Below are 26,532 nucleotides of genomic sequence, written 5' to 3' on the forward strand. Positions count from 1 at the left end.
GAAAACGTAAAATCCCCATCAAGCACTTGAATCATGTGTTTGATGGGGATTTTGGAGTTTCTGGTGAATAATTCAGGTGCATATAAGGTATCGAATAAAAAAGCAATTTTTTATCGAAGCCTCAAAGAGTTTGGTAAGAAGTCCGGTTTTTATTCAGATTATGAAACGGTTCACGGTTCGGATTTAACTTTAGGAGTCTCTGAAAAGATTGTGACTACCAAGGGTGTCTATTTCCACATGGTTAACTACCTTTCAGGTGGGTTTGAGAATGATGTGACGCCTGCTGAAGAAAATAAGGCGTACGAAGACCAGGGGTATATTCAGGCTGATTATGTTAAGCCAATAAAAACGGTGACACAATCATGGACTTATGCACACCGACAACCTTATTATTTAGCCTATCCGTGCAATCACCGAATTTGGACGAGACCAGCTTACACGGTCCACTACACGTACATTTCCCATACCTTTGACCGGTTATCTCACACGCAATTGTATGCGACTAAAGAACTGGTTAAACGTAACGGTTCACACTACTTGTATTTGGAGACGGCGCACCGGAAGTTGGGGTGGGTTTATAAATCGCCTAAGGTCCTAGTCAAAGGGAAGTTTGTGGATCCGGGTAAGCAGTTGCTTAAGAAGAAAAAGAGTGAGAAATTACAATCGCATGTGCAATCAGTAAAATCCACTAAGAGCCGTGTGGGAATTAATGATAGCTTATCCATGCAGCAGCGGGCCTACATTGTCAAAAATAAGCAGGGAAAAATCGTACGGGTATTGGTTATGGGAATGGATAACCGACCAACTAAAGTCACCTTTAAGAATGGTCAGGCAACTAAGCTGATTAGCTATACGTATCGGCGTAAGCCATGGAAGACAACTACAAGTCAAAAGAAATTGCGACATTCTTTCTGGGCGCACCATATTTATATTGATACGCCTTCAACTAAGACGTTCTTCTATTCTCAAAAGAACAAAAAACTCTTACGGAATAAGACGATTGGCTATGATGGAACAGCAACGACAATCATTTATCGTAATGGAGCGGTTAAGTTTAGTACGAGTCCGTATAAGGATGTGCTGACTTATCCATACGCTAATTTCAAGTAGCTATCTTATAGCGTATGGTCTTTCGGAGTATCGATGAGAGTTGCGAGCGAGAAACATGTTGCGTATTTTAAAATCGGTCTGGGGAGAGGTCAAATATGAAGAGCAGAATATTTTTATTTTTGGGCTTAGCGTTAGTAGTTGCCGGCTGTGCATCAAACGTGAATTCTGGTGAGAACGCGACGGCCAGCATGTTTGTGCCAACAAATTCTAAAGTAGGCCAAATCAAGAAAAGTACGGTTCCAAACATCGATGTGGCGTATAAAATAGCTAATAAAAAACTCCACTTTTATCGAAGTCTAAAAGTGTTTGGTGATAAATCTGGGGTGTCTGCGTACTATGTAACTGAACGAGGTGAGACGTTTGGGGCAACGAACAAGTATGTCACGTCAAAGGGGACGTTTTACCACATGGTTACCTATGAATCTGGCGGGTTCGAAGGTGTTCATGGTCCTCAGACAATCGATAATTTTTCTGACTTTGCGGACGTTGGTTATGTAAAAGCAAGCGATATGAAGAGAATTAAAACGGTGCACGATGTCAAAACGTATAAGCATAAGCGGCCCTATTACGTTGCTGATCCGAATATTCACCGAATTTGGAATCAACCACCTTACACAGTCCACTATACCTACATTTCAGGAGTGTTTGATCGATTGGCCGCGGAGCAATTGTATGCGACCAAGGAAGTAACTAGGTATAACGGCTCGCATTATATTTTCTTAGAACGGGCTAATGGCCAAAAGCTAGGCTGGACTTTTAAAAATTCTAAATCGTTAGTGGCTGGAAAGTATCGTGATCCGGGTAAGCAATTCTTGAAGCCTAAGAAGCACGAAACAATGACTAAGAAAGTGCAAAGCAACCGTTCTACGGGTAATCGGGTGACAACCAATGAAAGTCTGTCGATGCCACAGCGAGCTTACATTTTACGTGATAAGCAGCACCATATTGCCAAAGCTTTAGTCACGGGGATGGATAATCGAATTTCTAAAATCAACTTTCATAAGGGACAAGCGACTAAGCTGACTGTCTATACGTACCGCCGAAAACCTTGGAAAACAATTACTAATCGTAAAAAATTGCGGACACATTATCAGGCGGGACATCTTTTCCTGCAAACAGATAACGCCCGGGCAAATTTCTATTCGGTCAAGAATCCTAAATTGGTTACTGTCATTACCTATGGCTATGATGGGATGGCAACGACAACGGTTTATCGTAGTGGCCGAGTGAAGTTTAACACGCATAAGTACAAGCACATTATGACGTATCCATTATCAAGTTTTAATTTCAAGTAACCACCTCCTGGAGGAGTAAGTGGTAACTGAACACCCAAGCAACCAAACAGCACAAAAAATCCCAACCACTCAGAAAATTCTGAAATGGTTGGGATTTTAATGTCCAGTAAATTTACTTCACCGCAGCCTTGATCTGGTCAATGCGGTCATACAGGATACCATCCCGTAGGCCGGCGTTGGAGAAGGTGATCAGTTGTGAATCCAGTAGCCGCATCAACAGGGCCACCGGAATTAGGCCACCGACGATGATATCGGCGCGGTCCTTGGACAGACCCGGCACCTTCTTACGGCCAGCCAGGTCGAGACCTAACAACTGGGTCAACGTATTGTAGACGTCGGTTGCCGTGAGCTTGTAGCCGTGGACGTCCTCGACGTTTAAGAAGTTCTTGTTCCGCCGATTGATCTTGGCCAGCGTCCGGTTGGCGCCGCCCAGGCCAATGACGGGGAGGTTTGCTGCCTCACGTAGCCACCAGACGTCGTTGAAGACGTTGTTAACGAAGGTCATGGCGGAGAATAAGGAGTCCGCCTGGACCTTGTCGCTTTCCAGGTAGGCCTGTGACAGGGTCACGGAGCCCAGGGGAATCGAGACGACGTGCTTCATCTGACGATTTTCCACCAGAATCAGCTCGGAGGAGGCACCACCGGTATCGACAATCAAGCCGTTCACGATGGGTAGCGTGTGGACCACGCCGACGTAATCGTAGCGGGCTTCCGTCGCCCCCGAGATGACGTCGAAGTCGAGGTCAAATTGGTCCTTGACCTGCTTTAAGAATTGTTTCTGGTTGGCTGCCTGCCGCACGGCTGCCGTGGCGACCGCGGTAATCTGCGGGTCGGCTAATTTATCATAGATGGCCTTAAATTCCGCTAACGCCGCCAGTGTCCGTTCAATGGCCGCAGGTTGGAGCAGCTGCTCTTCACCCATGTTTTCCGACAACCGGACGTAGCGCTTTTCTTCCGCCACGGTCTGGTGATTGCCGGCTTCGTCAATTTCACTAATGGTCATGCGCACTGAGTTGGAACCCAGGTCGATGACAACTAAGTTTTCCATTTAGTCAAGACTCCGATCAATAGGGGATTTTGGTTGGTTCTTAGGACTTAACATCGGTTTAAATTGGTGCGGCGCGTTGCTGTCCTGTGGGGCGTGCGTCGCGTTCGCTTTGATTTTCGCCGTTGCCTGGGCCATGAAGGTTTCCTGGGCATCCAGGGGTTCGAGGCCCCGCCGGTCGACGCGGGTGTAAGTCCGGTCGGCTGTGAGCACCCGGGTCTTCACGTTATCGTGCCACAAGGTTGAGAAGATGTCAAAGACCTTTTCGCGCAGGTTGTCTTTCAAAATTGGGAAGAGTAACTCGACCCGCCGATTCAGGTTCCGGGTCATCAGGTCGGCACTGGACAGGTACAGCTGCGGGTCACCGGCATTGGCAAACGCGTAGATCCGGCTGTGTTCCAGGAAGCGGCCGACGATGGAGTGGACCTCGATGTTTTCGCTGAGTTCGGGGATGCCCACGTTTAAGCAGCAGATGCCCCGGACAATCAGCTTGATCTTAACGCCGGCGTTGGACGCCTCGTAGAGCTTGGCAATCATGGCCGAGTCGGACAAGGAGTTCATCTTCATTTCGATCCAAGCGGGTTGGCCGGCCTTGGCGTTGGCAATTTCCTGATCAATCTTAGCCGTAATAAAATTGCGGATGCCATCGGGTGACATGTGGAGCTGGTGGAAGTAGGGCGGTTCGGAGTAGCCGGACAACATGTTAAAGATGTTGGAGGCGTCGATGCCCATGTCCGTGTTGGTGGTCATCAGTCCCAGGTCGGTGTAGAAGTGAGCGGTGACGTCGTTGTAGTTCCCGGTTCCCATGTGCATGTAGCGCCGGATGCCGTCGGGTTCCCGTCGAACGATCAGCGTCAGCTTACAGTGGGTCTTCAGGCCAATCAGACCGTAGATGACGTGACAGCCCATCTTTTCCAGTTGTTGAGCCCAGTGGACGTTATTTTCTTCATCGAAACGGGCCTTAACTTCGACCAGAACCGTGACCTGTTTGCCGTTCTGGGCGGCGTTCCCCAGGTACTTGATGATCGGGGAGTTGGCGGAGACCCGGTACAGCGTCATCTTGATGGCCAGTACGCCGTCATCGCAGGCGGCTTGGCGAATCAGTTCAGTCACCGCGGCGAAATCGTCGAACGGGTGGTGTACCAAGACGTCGTGCTGGCGAATGGTCTTGAAGACGTCATCGTCATGCTGCAGGCCAGGGGTCCGGGCGGCGGTAAACTTCGGATAACTTTCATCGTCGTGGCCACTGATCTGCTTGGTCAATTTCGACAGGAAGGTCAAGTCGATGGGCCCACCAATTTCGTAGACCGCGTAGTCGGCAATCTTGATGGAGGTGGCCAGGCGGTTCTGCAGCGACTGGCTGATGCCGGCCTCGACTTCCATGCGGACGGCACCCCCGTGTTCCCGTTTCTTCAGTTGTTGTTCAACTTCCTTCAGGAGGTCGGACGTATCTTCTTCGGCGACGTCCAAGTCCATGTCCCGGATGACCCGGTAGTTGGCGGCTTCCTTGACTTGGTAGCCAATGAACAGGTTGCCGATGAAGGTCTTGATGATGTCTTCCAACATGATGAAATCGTTGCCAGCACCCGGCAGACGCACGGTCCGTGGGAAAATCTCTGGGACCTGCACGGTGGCGAAGCGCTTATCCTTCTTGTCGCCGTCCTTGTACAGGCGCATCGCAATGTTTAACGTGTTGTTACCAATGAACGGGAACGGCCGTGAGCTGTCCACCGCCATCGGCGTCAGGGCGGGTGAGATTTCATCGTTGAAGTATTTTTCAATGAAACGGGTCTGTGACGGCGTCAACTCGTTGGGCGTCAAAATGTGAATGTCTTCCGCAGCGAGGGCCGGCAGCAGCATCCGGTTCAAGGTGGAGTATTGCTTAACGACCTGGTCGTGAGCCTTGGCGTTGACCGCGAGTAGTTGATCTTCGGCCGTCATGCCAGAGGCATCGGGCTTAGGATAGTTGACCGCGGCCAGCTTCGAGAGCGAGGCGACCCGGACCATGAAGAACTCGTCCGCGTTGCTCTGAGTGATGCCCAGGAACCGCACGCGTTCGAGTAACGGATTGGCCTTGTCACGGGCTTCCTCCAGGACCCGGTCGTTAAAATCTAGCCAACTGAGTTCCCGGTTGGTGTAATATTTTGCTTTTGTATAATCCAGGGTCATTTGTGTAACCTCCTCTGTTTTAAGACTGGTTGTAGGCCGAAGACGTCGGTAAAGAAATCGGCCTTGTAGTTAAAGGCCCAACGAATCAGTGAGAGCTCGTCGTCGCTGAAGGCCGTGATGACGACCTTGTTGGTCCGCACGGAGACGGAGATGCGCTGAATCGTTTGCTGATGCGCATCGTCGAGGGCGTCCGCAATCCGCAAGATGGCGGAGAGCTTGGCGACCACGACACGTTTGTCGCTGTCTAACTGGCGGAAATGGGCCAGGTCTTCGGCGGGCGTCCGGGTACTGTGGTAGCGGGAAACGGCGGCAATGATCTGCGTTTCCTCGGTCGACAATCCCAGAATTTCAGATTCCTTGAGCACGTAATCCGAGTGCAGGTAGTGTTCGTGGGTGTCGATGAAGCCCCCAATATCGTGAACGATGGCGGCGACCTCGAGTAACAGGCGGTCACGTGGCGTCAGGTGGTGCAGCGGCTTTAATTGATCAAAAAGGTGCAAGGCAAAGCGCCGGACCAATTCCATGTGATTGGGTTCCACGCGATACCGGTCGGCCAGGTCGTTAGCGGCGGCTAAGATTTGGTCTTCGAAATGGTATTTGTGATAGCCCGCCGTGATGGCCTGGTTGGTGGTCAGGCCGTCTAGGACGTTCAGGTTGACCAGGTGGAGCTTCTCGGCGTGTACGACCGTCAGGAGCTTCCGAACCAGCAGGACCACGGGTAAGACGATTTCCACGTTTTCCTCGGTCAGGTGGAGTCGCTCCATTAAGTATTGGTTGGAGGCCCCAGCGACCTCATTACAGAATTTATTAAACGATTTAACGGACAGCGTGTAACTCACGTCGCCCTTGGGGATGAAGTAGGTGTTCAGTGGTGCGGCCCCAATCAACATCACCTGGTTTTGGGTCGTTTGAAATTCTTCCGGCAAGAAACGGTAGAAGTCATCGACCTTACTATTGATGTAATCGTCCAGGACGTCGACTGGGTTGGGCGCGGTGGCCCGCAGCGTTTGCAGGACTTCCTTGATCCGAATCGGGCCCAGCTTCATGTTGTGTGATGCAATCAGGTCGTCGTGGGCAAAGAAGGACAGGGTGGTGCTCCCGGAGTTCATGCCGATGATGGCCGCGTGGTCCTTGACCAGGTGATGGTAGCGGTCGTACTTCAGGGCAATCGCCTCGTTGCGGACGAAGGATTCCTCGCCCAGGGACAGCCATTCGATGTGCAGGCCGGTCCGCACGTAGAGTTGATCGCGCATGAACTCGGCGTTGGGTGCCGACGAGAGGGCCTGTGAGCCCCACAGTTTATAGCGGGTCACGCCGTAGTCCTTTAAAATTTGGAGAAAACCGCGCAACGCTTCGACGGCGTCTCCCACGGTTTCAAAACTAATTTCTTCATGGTTGTAAATATTTTCCCCAATGGCGACGGCCGATTTGACCCGTTCCGTCTGGGCGCCGGTTTTAAGGTTCACAATCGACAATTCAATACTGGACACGTTTACGAGCATAGCGCCAAAATAATCATCAGCCATAAAATTCATCTACTTTCTTCAATATTCTTGGTTTTGGGTTAAACAGGTCTTTGGCAGCGCCTCCGGGCTGGTGAAAATGGGCCGTGGCGCTGTGGGCGAACGCCCGGAGCCATAAGGCGGTCTCCGGGCTTACTTTGAGCCGAAGTTCACGTCTCAAAGATATCAGTTACCTAAGCGGGAAAACCGCTAAGGTAACTCCCACGGCTGAGCCCATTTTCACCAGCCCTGCGGCTGATACAGGTTTAACCCCAATCGAGTGGTTGTTCCGTGCTTTGGGCAGCAGAGTTATGTTGTGTCTGCTGGGGACTGACAATCTGAGTCAGATTCTGGAGCATGGTGAATCAGCGACACAGCCGGGCACCTTGGCGCCCCTCTGGTCACTCCCACGACCGGCCCATTTTCCCAGCCCTGCGGCTGACACGGTTTAACCCCAATCATGCGGTTGTTCTGTGCTTTGGCAATGGTTTTCCGTTGTGGCTACTGAGAATACAGCCGGGCATCTTGGCGCCCCTCTGATTACTCTCGCGGCTGAGCCCATTTTCACCAGCCCTGCGGCTGACACAGGTTTAACCCCAATCATGTGGTCCGTTCCGTGTTTTGGCAGCAGAGTTATGTTGTGCCTGCTGGGGACTGACAATCTGAGTCAGATTCTGGAGCATGGTGAATCAGCGACACAGCCGGACACCTTGGCGCGCCTCTGGTCACTTCCACGACCGGCCCATTTTCCCAGCCCTGCGGCTGACACGGTTTAACCCCAATCGTGTGGTCCGTTCTGTGTGTTGGTAACGGTTTTCTGTTGTGGCTACTGGACTCCAGCAAACCTTGTGGGCCGCTGAACGAATGGCTCATTGATACAGATGAATAGGCTAACCGAACCTGCACTTTACCACTTTAGTTATTGTCACAGATTGTGTTTATTATACTAAAATTGGTCTGGACCATGTTGCTGGGGGCAAAAATAATGTGAAAAACTTCGAGATTTGACTTGGTTTGTCAGGGGGATAATCCATTGATAACGCTTTAATTTAATCGGTAAATAATTGATTATCCATGATGACTAGGTCGAGATGTTTTTCTGTTTGCTGGTTTTCCGGTGGCAATTCGTGATAGTCGCCGTATAGCCGCGTTAAAATCGTATCATATTGCGTCGGCGCCTGAACAGTTAACTGCTCAAATGGCACGGGGGTTAGGTCAGTCAGTTCCGCAACGCTGTAGATTTCCTTGTCATAAGCGTATTGGGACGCTAAATTTTTGACTTGAGGGAGGGCCTCATCGTCTTGGTACTGGGTCATGACGGTTTCCCGCTGGGCCTTCAACTCGTTGACCGCGGTGACCTGTTCAGGTTTGAGCGGGCTCTGGAGTTTCCGAAGGGGATTGTCCACCAGGTGGTAGCGCAACTGCAGGAGGATTCGCGTATTCAGTAGCTGGAATTTCCCAAGCTGCTCACGCTGAGCGGTCACATCCGTGGGAATCCGATCCAAGGGGAAAATATCGATGAAGATGCCCTTTCGCGCGTTGTTCACGTTGCGTTTCTCTTCAATGTAGGTGTTGCGGTCCAGTAGCTTGGCGTAACTCAGTGCGTAATTTTCATCGCTAGTGGGCGTCTGCAGAAAGTAATGGCTACCAGCAAGCAGGTCGGGCGCAGCGGCCAAGAACCGGTCATAGTCGGCACGAAGCAGGCCAACGTCCACGTCATCATCCCAGGGAATGAACCCCTGATGGCGAATCGCGCCGAGAAGTGAGCCCCCCATTAAAAAGTAGGGGAGGTCTAGTTGCTGGCACAGATGCGCAAACTGGGCAAGATTCCCCAGCTCAACTTGGTGAATGCGTTCGATTAAACTCGGCATAGGCAATTCCTTTCTGGCGCTGAAATAGATTCGGGTAACAAAACTGAAAATGTTTGATAATTTTGGGCACGGTGACAGATTGTTATTCGTTGCTAATTACTGCTGTGAGCAGAACGACAAGGAACGGAACACAGCACAGAATTCACGGTTAAACTAGTGTCGGCCGCAGGACTGGTGAAAATGGGTCAGCTGTGGAAGTGACCAGAGGCGAGCCAAGGCGACCAGCTGTGTCGATGGCCTTGGCTGGGGTATTCTCCCAGCCTAGCCCATGGGACAACCTTTGAGACCGTTCCTCAGGCTCAAAGTTGAGGTGGAAGCCCGCCCTTTGGCTGGAACCGGCCCCACAGCAGGGCTCCTTGAGCTCGCCGTCGGGAACGGATGTAGCCAGACGCATTCTCACCAGCCCGGAGGCGAAGATACTAGTTCGCCGGGTAAGTGCTGGTGTGGACGGTCTGACCGTGCGTATCCTTGAACGTCACCGTAATGGTCTGACTGCCCTTGGGCTCAAACATCGCCAGCCCACTAACCGACTGCCCAGCCTTAACCGGCATCACGGTACGGTTCAACTTGTTGTTATCACTGGTCTGGCTGGTGGTGAAGGCCAGATTGCCGGTGCCCAACTTATGGTCATTTTGCGTGGCACTCACGGCGGCTTGCCAGAGGTCGCTCGGGATAATTGATGTGTTCTGGTGGTTCGTTACGGTATAATAAAGAACAAATAGGTTGCGATTGGCCGTGGCACTGGCCGTGATCTTGGACCCGGTCAGCTTGAACGCCACGTTTTTAATGGTAAAGGTCTGATTGCTAAACGTGGCCGTCTTGGTAACACTAGCCGTGCTGGAACTGGCGCTAGCCGATGACTTGGTGTGGCTGGACTGCGCTGACGATGACTGACGCGACCGACTGCTGGCGGGTTCCTGTTGACTGGATGGCGTTTTGGCCGCGGACTTATTACCGGCACCGCATCCCGCCAGCAACAAGACACTCCCCAACACGGCGATTAATTTGACGTGTGACATGGAAACTTCCCCCTCGAAAGTGAAAAATTAGAACTGTGGTGGCTCGCCACTGAAAATGGGGAGCCGCTACCCTCATTTTAGCATAGGACGGGGCGGACAACCGCCTAATTGGGTAGGAAAAAGCTGGTATTTGCCGGGCGTAAATGCTAAGATAAAAATCGTATTTTGAGAAATGTAGGTGGGTAATCATGGCTGAGCAAGAAGAGCCTTTGTTAGACGCATTTATCGACGTCTACATGAATTCGCTGAAGTATTTAGATGAGTTTGTTTCCGAACCAGCTAAGGCGTTTCATTTGTCATTTGAACAGTATTTGATCTTGCGAGAAATCACGCGCAACGAGAACGTCACGTTGATGGACATTGCCAGCAAGCGGCAGGTCACGCGCAGCGCAATTTCTCGTCAGATCAAGGTCCTGTTAAAGCAGGGCTACTTACAACAGCAGCCGGATGAAAATGACCGGCGGCGGCTGTATCTCTTGGCGACGCCAGCTGGCACTAAAGCTGAACAGGCAATCCGGCAACGGATCAACCACCGTTTCCAGGGGTGGGTCGACGTTTACGGTGATGAGCGGGCTCACGAAATCCTGAACTTTATTCGAGATTTCAGTCAGGTTACCCGCATGAAAAAGTAAGTGAACGTCTTGGACGTTTGACCACCGGAGAATTTGCGATGGAGAAGGAGAATGGAGCCAATGAGCAAAAAGCGCATGAGTACTGAGGAAGAGAAGCGCTGGCGCAAGATTGTCTTCATGGATGATGACCACGATGCCAAGCGGTCGCCACGCCAATCACGGTCGTATGTGTACGGGGAACCCGTGAAACGATCGTGGTGGGACCGGCTGACCCGGCATCTGGGCCGGCGCTAATTAAAAATGGACCACACGCTCCCGACAAAGTGTCAGGGCGAGTGGTCCATTTTTTTGACGGATTAATCCACAACCGCCTCAACGGGTGAGAATTCTTTTACCAGTTCGACGTGGACGTTGTCGCTGCCACTCATTAGTTTGGCGACGGGACAACGGCGTTCGGCGAGATCTACCATGGACTCAGCCGTGGCCTGGTCGACACCGGGAATCCGAACCTGTGCGGTCACGTAAAATTGAAGCCCACGCTTGTCACGTGCCATTTCCACAATCGTGTGGACCTGGGACGTGTGGGGAATTCCTTTACGTTTCTCGATGGCTTCCAGCGTGGCGTTCAGACAGGTACTCAGAGCCAGCCCAACGAATTGTTCGGGGTTCGCGCCCGGCTGGTCGGAGAGTGGATCGGTGGTTAAAACGTCCAATCCACCTGGCACATAAGAATGGCTCTCCAGTCCATCGTCGTTGTTGGCAACGGTCCGGTAGCGGGGTGGGAATTTTTTACGGTCAATGGCCAAAAAGAATTACCTTCTTTCGTCTAGTCTACCCCTAGATTACGCCGATTAAGACGAAAAAACAACGGAAACGCCACGTAAGTGTAAGGGCTTTCCTAATGGCTAAACCAATGACGGTTAAGCCATTAAACAATTACGGCAAGTCAAGGTGGGACAAGCGTTCAACCGTTTGCACGTGGCAACCATACCAATTATAGATTAAATGGTCTGAAATGCGGATTATCACGAAAGTAAACGTTAGGCAAAAGCCCGCTAATCCGGGGAAATGACGTAAACGGTTTTATGTAAAAGTTTTGTAATAATTGCGTAACGGGGGTAGACCACACCGGATTTTATGTTTATAATGTAGTCATTAAGTAGCAGACACTGGCGAACAGTTTGGGGGGAGCCAAATGTTAAACGAACAGCTATTAGATGAACGCAAGAAGTTCCAGATGATTACCTGGCGCGCGAAACAACATGGCGCCGAGGTGGTCGAGAAGAAAATGATGCAACAGTTTGCGGCAACCGTGGCAGAACAAAAAGCCATTGTTGCGGCGGCCCAACGGCGTGAGACGTCCGCAGTTAGTTAGGTAACTGGGGCTACCAAACCCTTTTTGACTAGGTACGCGGTAATTCGTGGTACGCTGTGACGAATTAGGGGGCTAGAAGATGAAACGTCCAATGATGTATTATGTTTATTACCTGAGTGGATGGTTGTTCATCGGCATCATGGCGGACGTGATCTACCACATGATTATGCTGTGGATTGCGGCCAGCCACATGTAAGTTAGCTAAATACTAAGAAGACCAAGCCCGAAATGAGGGACTTGGTCTTTTTTTGAAATTTTAGGTAATAAAAAAGCTAGTTACGTCGGACACAACCAGCAGAATAGAAGTATGTGTACGGCTTCAACGGTGTTAATAATGGCTAAATGTCAATTAACTCCTCCAACGATTGAAGTCCCGTGGCAGGCTCTCACCTGAATATGTACTCTTATTATAACGTTGCCACGGGGGTCTGTAAACCTCAAATTTAAAGATTCACTTAAAGGAATTGCGTTAGTAAAACGAGAAACGTCACTAATGCCGGCATTCCTTGGAGCCAAAAAATCGACTTTTTTACGGTGAGGCTTCCATAAATAGCAACTATCACAATGTAGACCAGTAACAGGGCCGTCGTGATCAACCGGGGTTGACCGGTGAGCACCCATTGACTGACGAGCAGGACGACCGCCAACATGCCATTGTAGATACCCATGTTGCCGAGGGCGGCTTTGGCGGGAGCCTGGTTGACGAAGCTGAGGGGCATGTCGAATAACTTGGCTTGTTGTTCAGGTTTACCAAAGATTTCCAAGCCCATAATCACGAGGTGTTCAACCGCGACAAAATAAATTAAGAATGTTAAAATTATAATCATTATAATTGCCTTCTTCTATCTGAGTTAGTATAGTGGTAATGGATAACGGTGTGGGTAATCATCCATTCAGAACAAAAACATTTGCAACTTTAAGCTAATTTTTAGTTTGGCGTGTAGAATAGTTAAGTGAGGATAAATTTACCAGGACACCTGGGTCATTCACGGGGAGAATGGCGTCACACCAAGACTTTTGAAATTATGAATGGAGGAATTCCCATGAGACTCCTAGACTTAAGTGGACAACAATTCGGCAGACTGACGGTTATTCGTCGTGACGGCACGGCCAAGAATGGTAACGCGACGTGGCTGTGTAAATGTAACTGTGGCAACCTGGTCACAGTTGATAGTTATCGGTTGCGGCACGGGATTACCGTGAGCTGTGGGTGTTACCGGCGAGATGTTAGTAAAGACCGGCTCACCAAGGATCCCCGGACCCGTAAGCAAATTGGTAACGCCATGAACCTGCCATTAGTGAATGGTAGCAACGTTGCGGCCTTGACAAAGATTAGCTCCCGGAACATTTCCGGGGTTATCGGCGTCAGCTTCGACAAGCGTTCTGGCAAATGGGCTGCACGTCTATTCTACCATGGCCGTTACATTTTAAACCAGACTTTTACCGACTTTTATGATGCTGTTGATGCCCGGAAACAGGCTGAGAAACAGTTGGCTAAAAACGACGAATTGAAGTTAAAGACCTCCGCTGAAGGTTAAATCAGCACGCTTAACCAGCAAAGAAATAGAAGCCAAAATGAGTCGTTCCCGATCAGTCGGGAACGACTTTTTTGGTGCACTAGAACCAAACCAATTGTCGCCGCAGGGATGGTAAAGATGAGTCGCGTCGCGTCCGTTCCCGACGGTGAGCTCAAGGGGCCCTGCTGTGGGGTCGGCTCCAGACGAAGGGCGGTCTTCCACCTCAACTTTGAGCCTGGGGAGCGGTCTCAAAGGTTGCCCCGTGGACTAGGTCGGGAAGGGACTCCGACCAAGGCCACCGACACAGCTGGTCGCCTTGGCTCACCTCTGGTCACTCCCACAACTGGCTCATCTTCACCAACCCTGTAAGTTGAAATTGTTTTAGTTCTGTGCGCGTTGAAAGTAGGCGTGTGTTATAAGGGCTTCTGACTGTTTTGCGGTTAGCTAGCAGATAAAAATTCTGTGCTTCCTAATTTCTGTGAGTCAGTTGAGAACAGTTAATTCTTTTGCTGCCAGATTGCTTGTGGAAATATGCGGTGTATTTGAGAAAAACATGGTAAGCTTGATGCAACTTAAAATGGTGAGCATTGAGTTGTTTAGAGTTAATGGCGCTACGTAACCACAGTGGAAAATTATTGCGTCGGTGAATGGGCACAAGCCAGGTTAGTGACCAGAGGCGAGTCAAGGTTGCCAGCTGTGTCGATGGTCTTAGCTGAGTGAATTTCTCGGCTTAGAGCATGGGCCGACCTTTGAGACTGGTGTTTTTCCAGGCTTAAAGTCGAGCTGGAAGACCGGTTCTCAGGCTGGAAGCGGGCCCCATAGCAGGTAACCTTGAACTCGCCGGCGGGAACGACGGGCAGCTGTGCACATTCACCAGAGAAAGACTTTTTTGGGAGGAAATTAAACAATGACCTATCGAGAAGAAGCAGATACGCTGGGCACCGTCAAAGTGCCTGCCGACGCCTTGTGGGGCGCGCAAACGGAACGCAGCCGGCACAATTTTACGACTGGACCCTTGATGCCCCTGGTGTTGATTCGAGCGTTGATTCAGCTGAAACGGGCCGCCGCGGTGGCTAACCGTGATTTGGGCGAAGTCCGCGAGGCTAAGGCTAACCTGATTATTCAGGCAGCGGACCAACTGTTGGCGTTGCCCGATAACCAGTTGCAACGGGATTTTCCGCTTCACGTCTACCAAACGGGGTCGGGCACACAGACCAACATGAACGTTAACGAAGTGCTGGCGCATCAGACGGCCAAGCTCGACCCGACCAGTGGGGTGCTGGCCAACGATGACGTCAATCACAGTCAGAGCTCCAATGATACCTTTCCAACGGCCATGGCGATTACCGCGCGGATGGCCTTACAGCCGGTATTGGCGGCGACACAACACTTGATTGCCGAGCTGACGGCTAAACAAACGGCGTACTGGCAGGTCGTTAAGATTGGCCGCACCCATTTGCAAGATGCCACGCCGCTCACCTTTGGCCAGGAAATCAGCGGCTGGGTCAGCATGCTGCAACACGACGTCGGCTACCTCGAATCGCTCCAGGACACCCTCTTGGAACTCCCAATCGGGGGCACGGCCGTGGGAACCGGACTGAACGCGGCACCTGGTTTTGATGTGGCGGTCGCCACGCAGCTGAGCCAAGCCTACGGGCAACCCTTTACGGACAAGACCAACAAATTCTTTGGGCTGGCCGCGCATTCTGGGTTGACCGTGGTGCACGGCGCGTTGAAGACATTGGCCGGCGACTTGTTGAAGATTGCCAACGACGTTCGTTTCCTGGCGAGTGGCCCGCGGGCCGGTTATGGCGAACTGAATATTCCCGCCAACGAACCGGGTTCATCCATCATGCCAGGTAAAGTGAACCCCACGCAGGCGGAGGCGCTGACCATGGCGGCGACGCGGGTGATGGGCAACGACGTCACGATTAGCGTGGCCGCTTCCCAGGGGAATTTTGAAATGAACGTGTACAAGCCAGTCATCATTGCCGCCTTTTTGGAATCGACGGACCTCCTGACCGGCACGATGCAGAGCTTTGCGGATAAACTGATTCACGGACTGACGGTCAATCAGGCACGGATGACGGAGCTGGTCGACCGCTCCCTGATGACGGTGACGGCCCTGTCGCCCCACATCGGCTACCACGCCAGTGCGGCGATTGCCCAAGCAGCGGAGCAACACGGCTGGACGCTGCGTGAGGCGGCGTTGAAGTCAGGTGACGTGACGGCTGAACAATTTGATCAGTGGGTTGATCCGTTAGCCATGACGAACGTGAACCGACCAGAATAGAAAATGTTGAAGGGATCGTCCAAGTGGGCGGCCTTTTTTATTTTGAAATTAATTAAAAAAATTGCGTATGTTTTACGGAGTTAACCTCTAGAGTCAGAAAAATGGAGGAGCTCTCGTGAGAAATTTGAAAGTGATTGGAAACGTAATTTTTGCAATACAAGAATCCTCTGATTTGTTTAATGCAGCGTTCTATGGTAAGGTTCGCAGTAGTCGGTTACTGATAAATCTAAAGAAGCTTTATGTTGATGACTTTAACACAGACGAATGGCGCGAACTTTCGTGGTTATACGTCAAAGCATTGAGTAGCAATCGGCAAGTCGGCACGTTCTTAGACCAATCAGTTTATGCGACGATAGGCATTCAGTTCCGGGTTAAATCGTTTAAGACGGTTCAAATCAAGTTAACTCATAACCTTAACAGACATCGATATGTGGCAAAAATCTGTAACGATTTTTTTGGTGCTAGAATTATTGTTTCGGATGATCTGTATGACAGTGATGAATTTAGGGAATTGTTGAAGCAACTTAAAAATCAGAAAATTATTTCTCGATTCTACGTTCGCGAAGATGGTAACTATCACGCCATTCATTGTTATTTTCAAAGCAAAAATTATTATTTCCCTTGGGAACTTCAGGTTTGGCCACAACGTAATCAGCAGAATAATTATCAGGAACACGCACGACACGAAAGGGAGCGGAATCTATGAATAAGTATCGGCATTTTATTGCGTTAGCGCGGTTTAAGGATGGATCATTCGCCTATCATTTTTCGACCACGGATGACTCGGGACGGGAGATTCAACGCGTTTGGGGTGAGGTGCTTGAAGCGAGTTCCGTACCAGCTTATTTCTGGGGCGTGCACGTTTTAGGCACAGATGGCGCTGGCTTTGATTCCGTCCAGCAGATGGATCCATACTTTAGAGACGTCGAGCCAATTGAAGATTTAGAGGTGTTTGTGAAACGGCTTGAAGTTCAGTCTAAAGATGGCTTCGAGAGCATGGGTGTCATGGGCATGTAGCTGATGTCAGTGGATAAATCGTGATTTAAAAATAAAAAGGTCAGCCTTAGCGGGTTGGCCTTTTTATGTGCCTACATTTCAGTCATCCCCAACTTTCGGTATAATGCGGCTAGAGAAACTTTTTTCAGAAAAAACGTTACCTTTGGGCGAGTTGTTCGTTATCTCAGTGAGAGGGGGAGGCAGCAGGATGCAGCTACAAGCGTATCAAAAATTAGTCACGCAACTGGCGGTCGAGCTGCAGCGCTACCTGATCAGCCGCGGGGCACAACGGGAGACGGCGGAGGACATCGTGCAAGACGTGTTTGTGAAGGTCTTGGAAATGGAGCTGGTCTTGCCGCCGGACAAGCTGCGGCCATACCTATACCGGGTGGCCTGGTCCACCTACCTGGATCAGTATCGGCGCGACCAGCGTTATCGAGATTTGGTCGAGAAATACTTACGCCCGGAAATGGTGACCCGGCAACCACCCGTCGAAGATTCCTTGGGACCGGCGCTGGCGAAACTGTCGGCCAAGGAACGCCGCTTGTTACTGTTGCGGTACGATCAGGAGCTATCGATGGCCGCCATTGCCCAGGAGTTACGGATTCGCCCGGCAGCCGTGAAAATGCGCCTGCAACGCGTTTATCGCAAGTTGGAAAAAATTTTGAGGAGTGAGGAAGCATGAATGAGGAGCAACAATTTCAGAAGTTAGCGCGCCGGGTCAAGTGGCGCCGTTGGGGCATCACCATTGGTTTGATTCTGGTGATCATGGTCGGTGGGGGACTGGCCTTTGTGCAAATGACCAGGGTCAGAGCCAAGCAGGCATCCGATGAGATCAACCGGTCGTTTGATGTGATCAACGCGGTGCTATCCCCCAACATTCAAATCAGTGATCAATTTTTAGAAAATAGCGATTTCTTTGGGGGCACCGTGGTCAGTCACCGCTACAAGGACATTGACGGGGCCCACGAGAATTGGTCCGCCAATCGGGGGCCGTATACCTGGTTGCTGGGCCGCGGGGGCGGTTTTTCAAATGCCACGGACATCAGCGACACGGCGGCCTATGACCGCATTACCCAACACAAAATTCCGCTCTTCTACAACGTTAATCGGCAGAAGTCCGAGGTTCAGCGCGCCCACGAGGTCCGGCAGGTCGTGCAACAGAAGCATTATCTGGCCGAGGTCGCTCTGACCTTTGATCACCGCCTGACCCTGAAGCAAATTAACGCCAAGTTGCCGGCCGGCGTCCACGCCAACTGGTACTGGGCCGGCGTTTCCGGCAAGGCCGACGCCACCATCATGGACAATAACTTTGTCGGCTTCCAGGGAGCTAGCCAGGCCAAATTCACTGCAGAAAATTATCGGTGGTTCCGTCACGAGGCCCTGTCCACTGCGAGTGGGATGACGTATAACAATTTTGACGTGCTCGCCTACGCCAACCACTTTGCCAAACGCTACCCCAAGCTGGATCAGGCCAAATTTGCCGGCGTGATCGTGACTGGGAAGAGTGCCGCGTTTAAACCCCTGACGCAAGCGAAGTGGGTCGCAACCAGCTCTGTCGGCTATTTTCAGCCGGACACGGGTATAAAATGAAAATTAGATTAAAAATTCCTTGACATATTTCTCATCAAAGTCTAATCTTATCTTCAAGCTAGATTGCAGGTAAATAATTAGCGTTGATGAAGACGATTAGATTGGTGCGGCACTGACCAGCGACTCCCGTTTGATGTGAGGGGAGACAGGCCCCCAGTCGAAAATCACTTCGGAGTGAAGTGGTGAAGAAAATTTTTCTAGTAACCGCGTTGGTGGCACCCATTATCGTGCGAGCGGATTGTCCCGGGCAGTCCGTTAAGTGACGACTTAAGGTCGTAAATGAGGTGGTACCGCGCGTTGAGCGCCCTTAGCAGAAGTAAAATTCTGTTGAGGGTGCTCTTTTTTTACCACGGCAGCTAAAGGCTTACCAGAATATGAAAAGTTTGGAGGGATTCGATGGATAAGAGATTTGGATTAGGATTGTTGGGACTAATGGTGGTTGGCACCTTAGCCGGTTGTGGGTCAAGCAAGTCGGCGACCAACCAGAACAAGGCGTTGAACGTCACCATGCCAGCCGAGCTACAAACGGCTGACCCCAATAAGGCCACGGATGCGTACTCATTTTACATGATGAAACAGACCACTGAAGGCTTATATCGCCAGAACAATAACGGTAAGGTGGTCGCAGCGATTGCCACCAAAGTTGTGAAGCCCACGAACAATGGGAAGACCTATACGTTTACGCTGCGCCACGATGCCAAATGGAGCAACGGCGACCAAGTCACGGCCCAGGATTTCGTCGAGTCTTTCCGCCGGCAGGTTGATCCCACGACCAAGGCGCAATACGCCAACCGGTTTGCCACATTTGTGAATTACGATGCCGTTCAGAAGGGCACGAAACAACCGTCCGCGTTAGGCGTTAAGGCGTTGGGCAAATACAAATTACAAGTAAACCTGACCCGCCAGAACCCGTCCTTCAATTACGAAGCGGCGACCGAATACCTGCCCGTCAACCGGACCTTGGTTAAAAAGTACGGCGCCAAGTACGGGACCAACTCCAATCGCGTTGTGGCCAATGGGCCTTACGTGCTGAAAAAGTGGAACGGGACCAAGGACAACTGGGTCTACGTAAAGAACAACAAGTACTACGATGCCAAGAGCGTCAAAATCAAGAAGGTCAACGTGCAAGTGGTCAAGACCGACTCGACGGCTGAAAAGTTATTCGCCGCCGGCAAGGTTCAAGAAACCAAGATTTCCGGCACCACGGTCACTGGGACGGCTAACAACGCCAAACTGAAGAAGCAGATGCGCAAGACGTTAACGACGGCCGTGTCCATCCAATACTTCAACACCAAGACGAAGTTGGGTGGCAACCAAAACTTCCGGAGCGCGGCTAGCCTGGCCATCGACCGGAAAGAATTAACCACCAAGGTCAACCAGGATGGCTCCGTTCCATTGAAGAACATGGTGGCCCAGGGCGTTGCCAAGGACCCGAACAACGGCAAGGACTTCGCCGTCAGCACCGGGAACTACACGCCACACAACGATGCCAAGGCCAAGCAACTCTGGAACAAGGCCAAGCAGGAATTGGGCGGGGGTAAATTTAACATCACGCTTCTGACCAACGATTCCGACGGCTCCAAAAATGTGGCCGAATACATCCAAAGTCAATGGCAAAAGGATATGCCGGGGCTGACCGTCACGATTTCCTCGATGCCACTGACGCAACAGATCAACAAGATGTTCAAGGGCAACTTTGACGTTTCCACGTTCGGCTGGACCGGGGATGAACCAGACCCAACCACCGACCTTGACCTGTTCATGAAGGGCAACTCCATCAACTTCTCGAACTACGTGGATAAGAAATACAACCAATTGATGCTGGCTGCCCAAACGGAAACCAACGCCAAGAAGCGGTTTGCACTCTTGAAGGAAGCCAGTCAACGGCTGTCTAAGCTGGGCGTCTTCAACCCACTGTACCAACAAGCTCAGGTCAACCTGGTCAGCGACAAGGTCGGGGGCGTGAAGTACAGCACCTTCAGCACCGCCGCCCAATACCGCTACGCTTACTGGAAATAACGGGGGTTAATTGTCCGTTCCCGGCGGTGGGTTCAAGGTTGCCCGGCTGTGGGGCACGCTTCCAGCCTGGGAGGCGGTCTTCCAGCTCGACTTTGAGCCTGAAGCCCGGTCTCAAAGGTCGTCCCGTCATCTAAGCTGAGTGAGAAACCTCAGCCAAGATGACTGACACAGCAGGCCAGCCTTGACCCACCTCTGGTCACTGATGTTGGTGGATGATTGCCAGTCGTGTGCTGGCTGGTCTGATTCCGTGTTGAGGTTATTGATGGGTATTACAATGAATGTAACAAGACAACCAACGAATAGATTGATGGATTCGCTAGTTGTGGGTTAAACCGATGTTAGCCGCAGGGTTGGTGAAAATGGGCTCAGCCGTGGGAGTTGCCTTAGCGGTTTACCGCTTAGGCAACTGATATCTTTGAGACGTGATTTTCGGCTCAAAGTAAGCCCGGAGACCGTTCTATGGCTCCGGGCGTTCGCCCACAGCGCCACGGCCCAGTTTTCACCAGCCCGGAGGCGTAGTAAGAAAACAGTTTAAACCAAAAAATATCGAAGGAGTGGTTTCATGGCAGATACAGCAGCAGAAACGTTACAGAATGCCGTCAATCAGGCCCTAGCCGAGGATCGGCAACGACTGGCGGACTACTTACATTTGGAAACGGTCTCCGCGCAGAAACGGGGGATCCCCGAGACGGTGGCGTTTTTGGAACAGGCTTTTCAGAAGTTAGGCGCCAATGTGGAAGTTTGGCGGGACGTGGCTGGGAGCAATCCCTTTGTGTTCGCGACGTTTGCCGCCGGACCGACCGGCAACGCGGACAAGACGCTGTTGTTCTACAACCATTATGACGTGCAACCACCGGAACCCTTAGATGAATGGCACACGGAACCCTTTACCCTCACAGAGGTTGAGGGGAAGTACGTTGCCCGGGGCGTTTCCGATGACAAGGGTGAGTTGATGGTCCGGTTATCGGCGGTCAAGGCCCTGCAAAATAGTGGCGGCCTACCTTGTAACTTGAAGTTTATCGTCGAGGGTGAAGAAGAAGTTGGTAGTGGGCACATTGAACCAATGGTGCGGCAACACGCAGCGGATTTAGCGGCTGACGTGGTGGTGTGGGAGACCGGCGGCAAGGATGCGGACGAAAATTTCAACGTCACCTGTGGCGTGAAGGGCATCATGAGCTTTGAGGTCAGCGTCCGAACGGCCGATAACGACTTGCATTCGTCGTTGGCGGCCTACGCGGACAACGCGGCTTGGCGACTGACCCGTGCACTAGCATCGTTGCGGGGGCCAAACAACGAGGTGTTAGTGGATGGCTTCTACGATGACGTGCGCGCCTTGACGCCCGTAGAACAACAGGCGACGGACCAGTTAGCCTTCAATGAAGCAACGACTCGTCAGAACTTCGGGTTGAAGCGGCCATTGGTTACGCGTGAACCAACGACGGCACTGGTCAACGCAACGACCATGACCATCAACGGCCTGACCAGCGGGTACGAGGGGGATGGCGTCAAGACCGTCCTGCCTAAGTTTGCCAAGGCCAAGCTGGATTGTCGGTTGGTGCCGAACCAGGAGCCACATAAGATTGCCCAATTGATTCAGGCTCAGCTGGATCGTAACGGCTTCGACGACGTCCACGTCACGTATTTACTGGGTGAAAAACCCTTCCGGTCAGACTTGACTGATTCCTTCGTGCAAACGGCATTGACCACGGCCAAGGCAGTTTACGGGGACCACGTGAAATTGGTACCCAATGCGGCTGGAACCGGGCCACAGGCGCCATTTGATGAGGCTTTACACACGCCTATCGTGGCCTTCGGGTCCACCTGGGCGGGGTCGGGTCCCCATGCACCCAACGAAAACGTGCGGGTCGCCGATTACCAGCAGGACGTGGCCTACACGGCACAGTTGTTGCAGGCATTTGGTCGGACTTAAGAAAAATTAGGTAGAAGAAAAACGCCAAAATGGTTCGAGACAATCACTGTCCCGGGCCATTTTGGCGTTTACGTGTTAATGTTGAACGTGTTGTTAAGGAGTTACGTAGAAACTGGGTTGGAAGTAGGTTTGGTTGAAGACGCCGATCCCGTCCGTTGGGTTTTGTGCGGCGACGTAGGAGCCGTTACCCAGCGATAGGCCGTCGTGGTACGGTTGGCTGTCGGAACCCCAGAACAGGATTGCACCAGCGGGCGCGTTGGCCACGTCGTAGTGGTGGGTGCTCAGAGTGGCCTGCTGCGTGGTCGTCCGGGCGCTTAACCCGAGGGCGTATTGGACCAGGCCGGAGCAGTCGAAGCCGGCTGGCGTGTTGCCACCGTAAACGTAGGGCGTGCCACTATTGGCGATGGCTAGCGCGGTGCTCAGACCATTGCCACTAGCAACATTGCTGGTCGTAGCCGCTGACGAATTAGCCGTCGTATGGGCATAGGTGGTCGCGGATGGGGCTGGTTGGCTAGTCGTCGTGGCGACCTGACTAGTCTGAGTAGCCGGTTGCGCCTGGGCCGTCATGTGGGCCGAGGCCGTGGTGGTCGTGCCGACAAAGAACAGGGCGCTGGCACCAAGCGTACTGAGTATGAGACGCGTTCGAATAGTGATAAGTGTCACTCCAATGGTTAAGTATTTGTCGGAGGCTATTATTGATAAACGGTGAAAGCCTTAACGACACTTTCGAGTATACGGATTAAAGGTTGCGGGGGTGTCTCATGCGGGTTACAGATTAAGACAGTTCAGTAACGGTGGATGTCAGTCGTTGGAAATCTTTTACGCGGAAATCTGCTGAGCCGGTGAGTCACTAAGCGTGTGAATCGCTGAAAATTTGGAACAATTCGCTGGTGAAAATGGCAGTTACGTCAGACAAATTGGTCGCAAATTCGCTTAATGGGTGGTGACGAATGTGATAGGCAGGGTCCACTATCCATGGTAGGATTGAGCTTATCAACTTAATATTTTGGGGGTAGTGGGCATGAAGACCTTTGTATTTGACGTGGACGGCACCTTGAGTTTTGATGGGCAAACGATTGCAGCGGAAATTTTAGCCAGCATTCAGGCGTTGGTGGAACGGGGCCACCGGATAATTTTTGCTTCAGCACGGCCCATTCGGGATTTAATGCCGATTATTCCGGGGTTTAAGCACGTTCAATTGATTGGTGCCAACGGGGCCCTCGTGGTGCAGAATGGCCGCGTTGAAGTCGTTGCGCCCATTCAGACGGCAGACTTTCACCGGCTCCGTGGGGTCATTGCCCAGGCCAATTTGGATTACGTGGTCGATGGTCGCTGGGACTACGCCGCGCGGGTCACGCCAACGCATCCCCTTGCCCAACGGATTGATCCGGCTCACTTGGCACAACGGGTCTCTTTAGGAGAAATTACCACGGCCGTGAAGGTGGTGCTCCTGGGATTGCCGCCGCGCCAGGCCACTGACTTGTCCCGCACGTTGGCCGCTCGGAAGGGCTTAGCGGTGGTCAGCTATGCCGGGGAGGGCAACTTAGACATTACGGCCCAAGATATTAACAAAGCCACTGCTCTACAACACCTGGGCGTGACCGACTACATCGCGTTTGGCAACGATCAAAATGACCTGGAAATGTTGGCCGGCGCGCGTACCATTGTCTGGGTGAACAGCAAAACCCAACTGGCGCACCTGGGCCAGCTGGCATCCGTCACCTGTCAGCCGACCAGTCAAGCGGTGGCGACACAGATTGCCCGATTGGCCTAGATTTCGCACGCCTTTTTAAGCTGCACCGAGAAATTTCAGTTGTAACTCGGCGCAACTTGTGCTAATCTGACAACAGTTGCATAAGCTTAAAGACAATAAAAACGGCCAACGCCCAGCCTGCTACGACGGTTAGCGAACTAAGGATAGTGAGAGCTTAGTCACTCGTCAGGTGGGGATAACCCCGTTTTCGTTGCCGGCTGAAATTTCGAGAGTAGGCCGCGCCGTGATCCGCCACGTTATCAAGCGGAACGTATGATAGTACGTTTATTTAAAGTTGGTTTTGGTTACTAAAACAATTTGGGTGGTACCGCGGAAAGATCTTTCGTCCCTTGATTATGGGGATGTTGGGTCTTTTTTTAGTGCTCAGAGAAGGAGAATACAAATGACAGAAGCGTTAGTCAGAGATTTATTCGGCGAAACACACTTTGCCGAAAGTGAAGAAGTTGTCTTACACGGTTGGGTGAAGACGGTGCGGGGGTCTAAGCGGGTTGGCTTTATCGAACTCGGCGATGGCTCAACCATCAAGAATGCCCAAATCGTGATGAAGAGTGACATTGAAAACTATGCAGAACTGACGAAGTTACCACTGAGCTCAACAATTAAAGTTGTTGGGACGGTCGTTTATACGCCAGACGCTAAGCAACCCTTAGAAGTTCACGCCAAGTCCATCACGTTGGAAGGGACTTCCGACAACGATTACCCGCTGCAAAAGAAGAAGCATTCCTATGAATACTTGCGGACCATGGCCCACTTGCGGCCACGGACCAACACGTTCTACGCGGTCTTCCGGATTCGGTCATTGGCAGCCTTTGCCATTCACCAATACCTGCAAGGTCACGGTTTTACCTACGTGAACACGCCAATCATCACCAGTAGTGACAGTGAAGGGGCCGGGGAAATGTTCCGGGTAACCACGCTGGACATGAACAACCTGCCTAAGACGGCAGATGGCAAGGTCGATGACCACGAAGACTTCTTCAAGAAGGAAACCAACTTGACGGTCAGTGGTCAATTACCCGTTGAAGCCTTTGCCTTAGCTTTACGTGACGTTTACACCTTTGGCCCAACTTTCCGGGCAGAAAACTCACATACGGCGCGGCATGCGTCAGAATTCTGGATGATCGAACCAGAAATGGCCTTTGCCGACCTGCAAGACGTCATCAACGAGTCCGAAGGGTTATTGAAGTACGTGGTCAACTACCTGTTAGACAACGCCAAGGATGAGTTAGACTTCTTGAACGGCGCCGTTGACGAGGGCTTGTTAGACCGTTTACACCAAACGACCAACGAAAAGTTTGCCCAAGTCACTTATACGCAAGCCATTGAAGAGTTGGAAAAGGCACCCGTTAAGTTCGACGTTCCTGTTTACTGGGGACTCGACTTACAAGCCGAACACGAACGCTACCTGTGTGAACAGGTTTACAAGCGTCCAACCTTCTTGACGGATTACCCTCGAGAAATCAAGGCCTTCTACATGCGCGACAACGACGACGGTAAGACCGTTGCCGCCGCTGACTTGTTGGTTCCACGTATCGGTGAATTGATCGGTGGGAGTCAACGTGAGGAACGTCACGCTGAAATGGCCCAGAAGATCAAGGACAACAACTTGCCACAAGAAGAATACCAATGGTACCTTGACTTGCGGAAGTACGGCGAAACGCCACATTCCGGTTACGGTATCGGGTTCGAACGGTTACTGATGTACGTGACGGGGATGGAAAACATCCGCGACGTGATCCCTTACCCACGGACCCCAGGTAACGCTGAATTCTAATTTTTTTGAAATTTAGTGAAATCGAAAAGGACTGACAGCCGCTAGAAATAGCGGTTGGCGGCCCTTTTGTCGTTGGGTGACAAGAGTGTGGAAGAAAACCTGTTAGTCACTTTGCTAACGAGTTATTTATCGGTAGCAAAGTGGCGTACTGACTCAAAGAGTACAAGGTTGATTCTAAAAAAGTTATTTCAACCTGTAGATATTGATGCGTCTTCGGACGTTTGTACCACTTTCAACGTAAAGCATTGCAATCCTAGTTGTCATACCTGATAATAGAGAGGTTGCCTAACCCACACTAGCAACGGTGGGGAGGTGAACTCTCATGTTTCAAAATCTTTTTGCGCCACTTGTTGTTGGCATCCTAGTTGCCTTATTTATGGACTGGTTAGACCGTAGGCGGCATAGGTAGTTTTAGGTAACTTCGAACCCACCCGTTTATTTACATAGACGTATAAAAAAGGCTCTGACTACGCCACATAGTCAGGGCCTTTGGTGAACTCAATGTTCCAAAATCTTTTTGTACTTAGAGTATAACATATAATATACGTATTCGGGAAATAAGCTGCTTGTTCGAAAAGCATACTCAAAAAGCAGTGATTTTTTTATTAAGGACTAAGCAGAAAACCTGCGATTTTAATCGCAAGATGAATGCCAGAACTTAGTGATTTTTCTCGAAAC

24 protein-coding genes and 1 other annotated feature are annotated in these 26,532 nt (G+C 51.2%); of the genes, 16 read left to right on the forward strand and 8 right to left on the reverse strand.

Going from position 1 to position 26,532, the window contains the following annotated elements:
- The first annotated feature begins 210 nt into the window (after positions 1–210).
- Together JUF13_RS13260 and JUF13_RS13265 are read left to right on the forward strand one after the other, a co-directional pair.
- Complete coding sequence (locus JUF13_RS13260; RefSeq protein ID WP_203640069.1) at positions 211–1,110, forward strand: hypothetical protein; 900 nt, start codon at positions 211–213, stop codon at positions 1,108–1,110.
- Positions 1,111–1,205: 95 nt separating this feature from the next.
- On the forward strand, positions 1,206–2,405 hold the full coding sequence (locus JUF13_RS13265; protein WP_203640070.1) for a hypothetical protein: 1,200 nt from the start codon (positions 1,206–1,208) through the stop codon (positions 2,403–2,405).
- 112 nt (positions 2,406–2,517) lie between these two features.
- Here the strand turns inward: JUF13_RS13265 and ppx are convergent, their stop codons facing one another.
- The 5 genes from ppx to JUF13_RS13290 form a co-directional block, all read right to left on the reverse strand.
- Positions 2,518–3,453, reverse strand: coding sequence for an exopolyphosphatase (ppx, locus tag JUF13_RS13270; protein ID WP_203640071.1), 936 nt, complete (start codon positions 3,451–3,453; stop codon positions 2,518–2,520).
- Entirely contained in the window at positions 3,454–5,613 is a 2,160-nt protein-coding gene (locus JUF13_RS13275; protein ID WP_236002705.1) for an RNA degradosome polyphosphate kinase, read from the reverse strand.
- 2 nt (positions 5,614–5,615) lie between these two features.
- Positions 5,616–7,145 (reverse strand): Ppx/GppA phosphatase family protein, encoded by a 1,530-nt coding sequence (locus JUF13_RS13280; RefSeq protein WP_164511370.1) that lies wholly within the window; start codon positions 7,143–7,145, stop codon positions 5,616–5,618.
- Positions 7,146–8,170: 1,025 nt separating this feature from the next.
- The gene (locus JUF13_RS13285) at positions 8,171–8,992 is read right to left on the reverse strand and encodes a LicD family protein (RefSeq protein ID WP_203640073.1); all 822 of its coding nucleotides are present in this window, start codon (positions 8,990–8,992) and stop codon (positions 8,171–8,173) included.
- A 419-nt stretch (positions 8,993–9,411) separates the two neighbouring features.
- Positions 9,412–10,011, reverse strand: coding sequence for a DUF5067 domain-containing protein (locus tag JUF13_RS13290; RefSeq protein WP_203640074.1), 600 nt, complete (start codon positions 10,009–10,011; stop codon positions 9,412–9,414).
- Between the two features lie 188 nt (positions 10,012–10,199).
- Here JUF13_RS13290 and JUF13_RS13295 point away from each other — a divergent pair, with 188 nt between their 5' ends.
- Positions 10,200–10,643, forward strand: a complete 444-nt coding sequence (locus tag JUF13_RS13295; RefSeq protein WP_125765598.1) for a MarR family winged helix-turn-helix transcriptional regulator — start codon at positions 10,200–10,202, stop codon at positions 10,641–10,643.
- 60 nt (positions 10,644–10,703) lie between these two features.
- Positions 10,704–10,877, forward strand: coding sequence for a hypothetical protein (locus JUF13_RS13300; protein WP_164511371.1), 174 nt, complete (start codon positions 10,704–10,706; stop codon positions 10,875–10,877).
- Positions 10,878–10,939: 62 nt separating this feature from the next.
- Here the strand turns inward: JUF13_RS13300 and JUF13_RS13305 are convergent, their stop codons facing one another.
- Positions 10,940–11,389 carry an OsmC family protein gene (locus JUF13_RS13305; RefSeq protein WP_203640075.1) on the reverse strand — a complete coding sequence of 150 codons (450 nt, stop codon included), beginning with the start codon at positions 11,387–11,389 and terminating at the stop codon, positions 10,940–10,942.
- 389 nt (positions 11,390–11,778) lie between these two features.
- On the opposite strand from JUF13_RS13305, the gene JUF13_RS13310 reads away from it, so the two are divergent.
- Positions 11,779–11,958, forward strand: coding sequence for a hypothetical protein (locus JUF13_RS13310; protein ID WP_125765600.1), 180 nt, complete (start codon positions 11,779–11,781; stop codon positions 11,956–11,958).
- A gap of 455 nt (positions 11,959–12,413) precedes the next feature.
- Here the strand turns inward: JUF13_RS13310 and JUF13_RS13315 are convergent, their stop codons facing one another.
- Positions 12,414–12,785, reverse strand: coding sequence for a DUF1304 domain-containing protein (locus JUF13_RS13315; protein ID WP_203640076.1), 372 nt, complete (start codon positions 12,783–12,785; stop codon positions 12,414–12,416).
- 216 nt (positions 12,786–13,001) lie between these two features.
- Between JUF13_RS13315 and JUF13_RS13320 the strand changes: the two genes are divergently transcribed.
- The 8 genes from JUF13_RS13320 to JUF13_RS13355 all read left to right on the forward strand — a co-directional run bounded on the left by JUF13_RS13320 (position 13,002) and on the right by JUF13_RS13355 (position 22,306).
- The gene (locus JUF13_RS13320) at positions 13,002–13,496 is read left to right on the forward strand and encodes an alcohol dehydrogenase (protein WP_125765602.1); all 495 of its coding nucleotides are present in this window, start codon (positions 13,002–13,004) and stop codon (positions 13,494–13,496) included.
- Between the two features lie 886 nt (positions 13,497–14,382).
- Entirely contained in the window at positions 14,383–15,768 is a 1,386-nt protein-coding gene (locus JUF13_RS13325) for a class II fumarate hydratase (protein WP_203640077.1), read from the forward strand.
- A gap of 115 nt (positions 15,769–15,883) precedes the next feature.
- Positions 15,884–16,474: a nucleotidyltransferase family protein gene (locus JUF13_RS13330; RefSeq protein ID WP_203640078.1), complete on the forward strand. Its 591-nt coding sequence runs from the start codon at positions 15,884–15,886 to the stop codon at positions 16,472–16,474.
- The gene (locus JUF13_RS13335) at positions 16,471–16,785 is read left to right on the forward strand and encodes a hypothetical protein (RefSeq protein WP_203640079.1); all 315 of its coding nucleotides are present in this window, start codon (positions 16,471–16,473) and stop codon (positions 16,783–16,785) included. The genes JUF13_RS13330 and JUF13_RS13335 overlap by 4 nt, the downstream gene beginning before the upstream one ends.
- Positions 16,786–16,972: 187 nt before the next feature.
- Entirely contained in the window at positions 16,973–17,449 is a 477-nt protein-coding gene (locus tag JUF13_RS13340; RefSeq protein WP_203640080.1) for an RNA polymerase sigma factor, read from the forward strand.
- Complete coding sequence (locus JUF13_RS13345; RefSeq protein WP_203640081.1) at positions 17,446–18,357, forward strand: anti sigma factor C-terminal domain-containing protein; 912 nt, start codon at positions 17,446–17,448, stop codon at positions 18,355–18,357. Before JUF13_RS13340 ends, JUF13_RS13345 begins: the two co-directional genes overlap by 4 nt.
- A 74-nt stretch (positions 18,358–18,431) precedes the next feature.
- Positions 18,432–18,669: a binding site (T-box leader), on the forward strand.
- Between the two features lie 84 nt (positions 18,670–18,753).
- Entirely contained in the window at positions 18,754–20,376 is a 1,623-nt protein-coding gene (locus JUF13_RS13350; protein WP_203640082.1) for a peptide ABC transporter substrate-binding protein, read from the forward strand.
- 562 nt (positions 20,377–20,938) lie between these two features.
- Positions 20,939–22,306, forward strand: a complete 1,368-nt coding sequence (locus JUF13_RS13355) for a M20/M25/M40 family metallo-hydrolase (RefSeq protein ID WP_203640083.1) — start codon at positions 20,939–20,941, stop codon at positions 22,304–22,306.
- Between the two features lie 93 nt (positions 22,307–22,399).
- On the opposite strand, the gene JUF13_RS14570 is transcribed toward JUF13_RS13355, so the two are convergent.
- The gene (locus JUF13_RS14570; protein ID WP_308439886.1) at positions 22,400–22,969 is read right to left on the reverse strand and encodes a C40 family peptidase; all 570 of its coding nucleotides are present in this window, start codon (positions 22,967–22,969) and stop codon (positions 22,400–22,402) included.
- Positions 22,970–23,327: 358 nt separating this feature from the next.
- Between JUF13_RS14570 and JUF13_RS13365 the strand changes: the two genes are divergently transcribed.
- The 3 genes from JUF13_RS13365 (at position 23,328) to JUF13_RS13375 (ending at position 26,263) form a co-directional block, all read left to right on the forward strand.
- Complete coding sequence (locus tag JUF13_RS13365; RefSeq protein WP_203640084.1) at positions 23,328–24,080, forward strand: HAD-IIB family hydrolase; 753 nt, start codon at positions 23,328–23,330, stop codon at positions 24,078–24,080.
- A 382-nt stretch (positions 24,081–24,462) separates the two neighbouring features.
- A complete protein-coding gene (gene asnS, locus JUF13_RS13370) occupies positions 24,463–25,854 on the forward strand; it encodes an asparagine--tRNA ligase (protein WP_203640085.1) in 1,392 nt (463 codons plus the stop codon).
- Between the two features lie 322 nt (positions 25,855–26,176).
- Positions 26,177–26,263: a type I toxin-antitoxin system Fst family toxin gene (locus JUF13_RS13375; protein ID WP_203640087.1), complete on the forward strand. Its 87-nt coding sequence runs from the start codon at positions 26,177–26,179 to the stop codon at positions 26,261–26,263.
- Positions 26,264–26,532 lie beyond the last annotated feature (269 nt).

This window comes from Levilactobacillus wangkuiensis, assembly GCF_016861605.1.
Taxonomy (GTDB): domain Bacteria; phylum Bacillota; class Bacilli; order Lactobacillales; family Lactobacillaceae; genus Levilactobacillus; species Levilactobacillus wangkuiensis.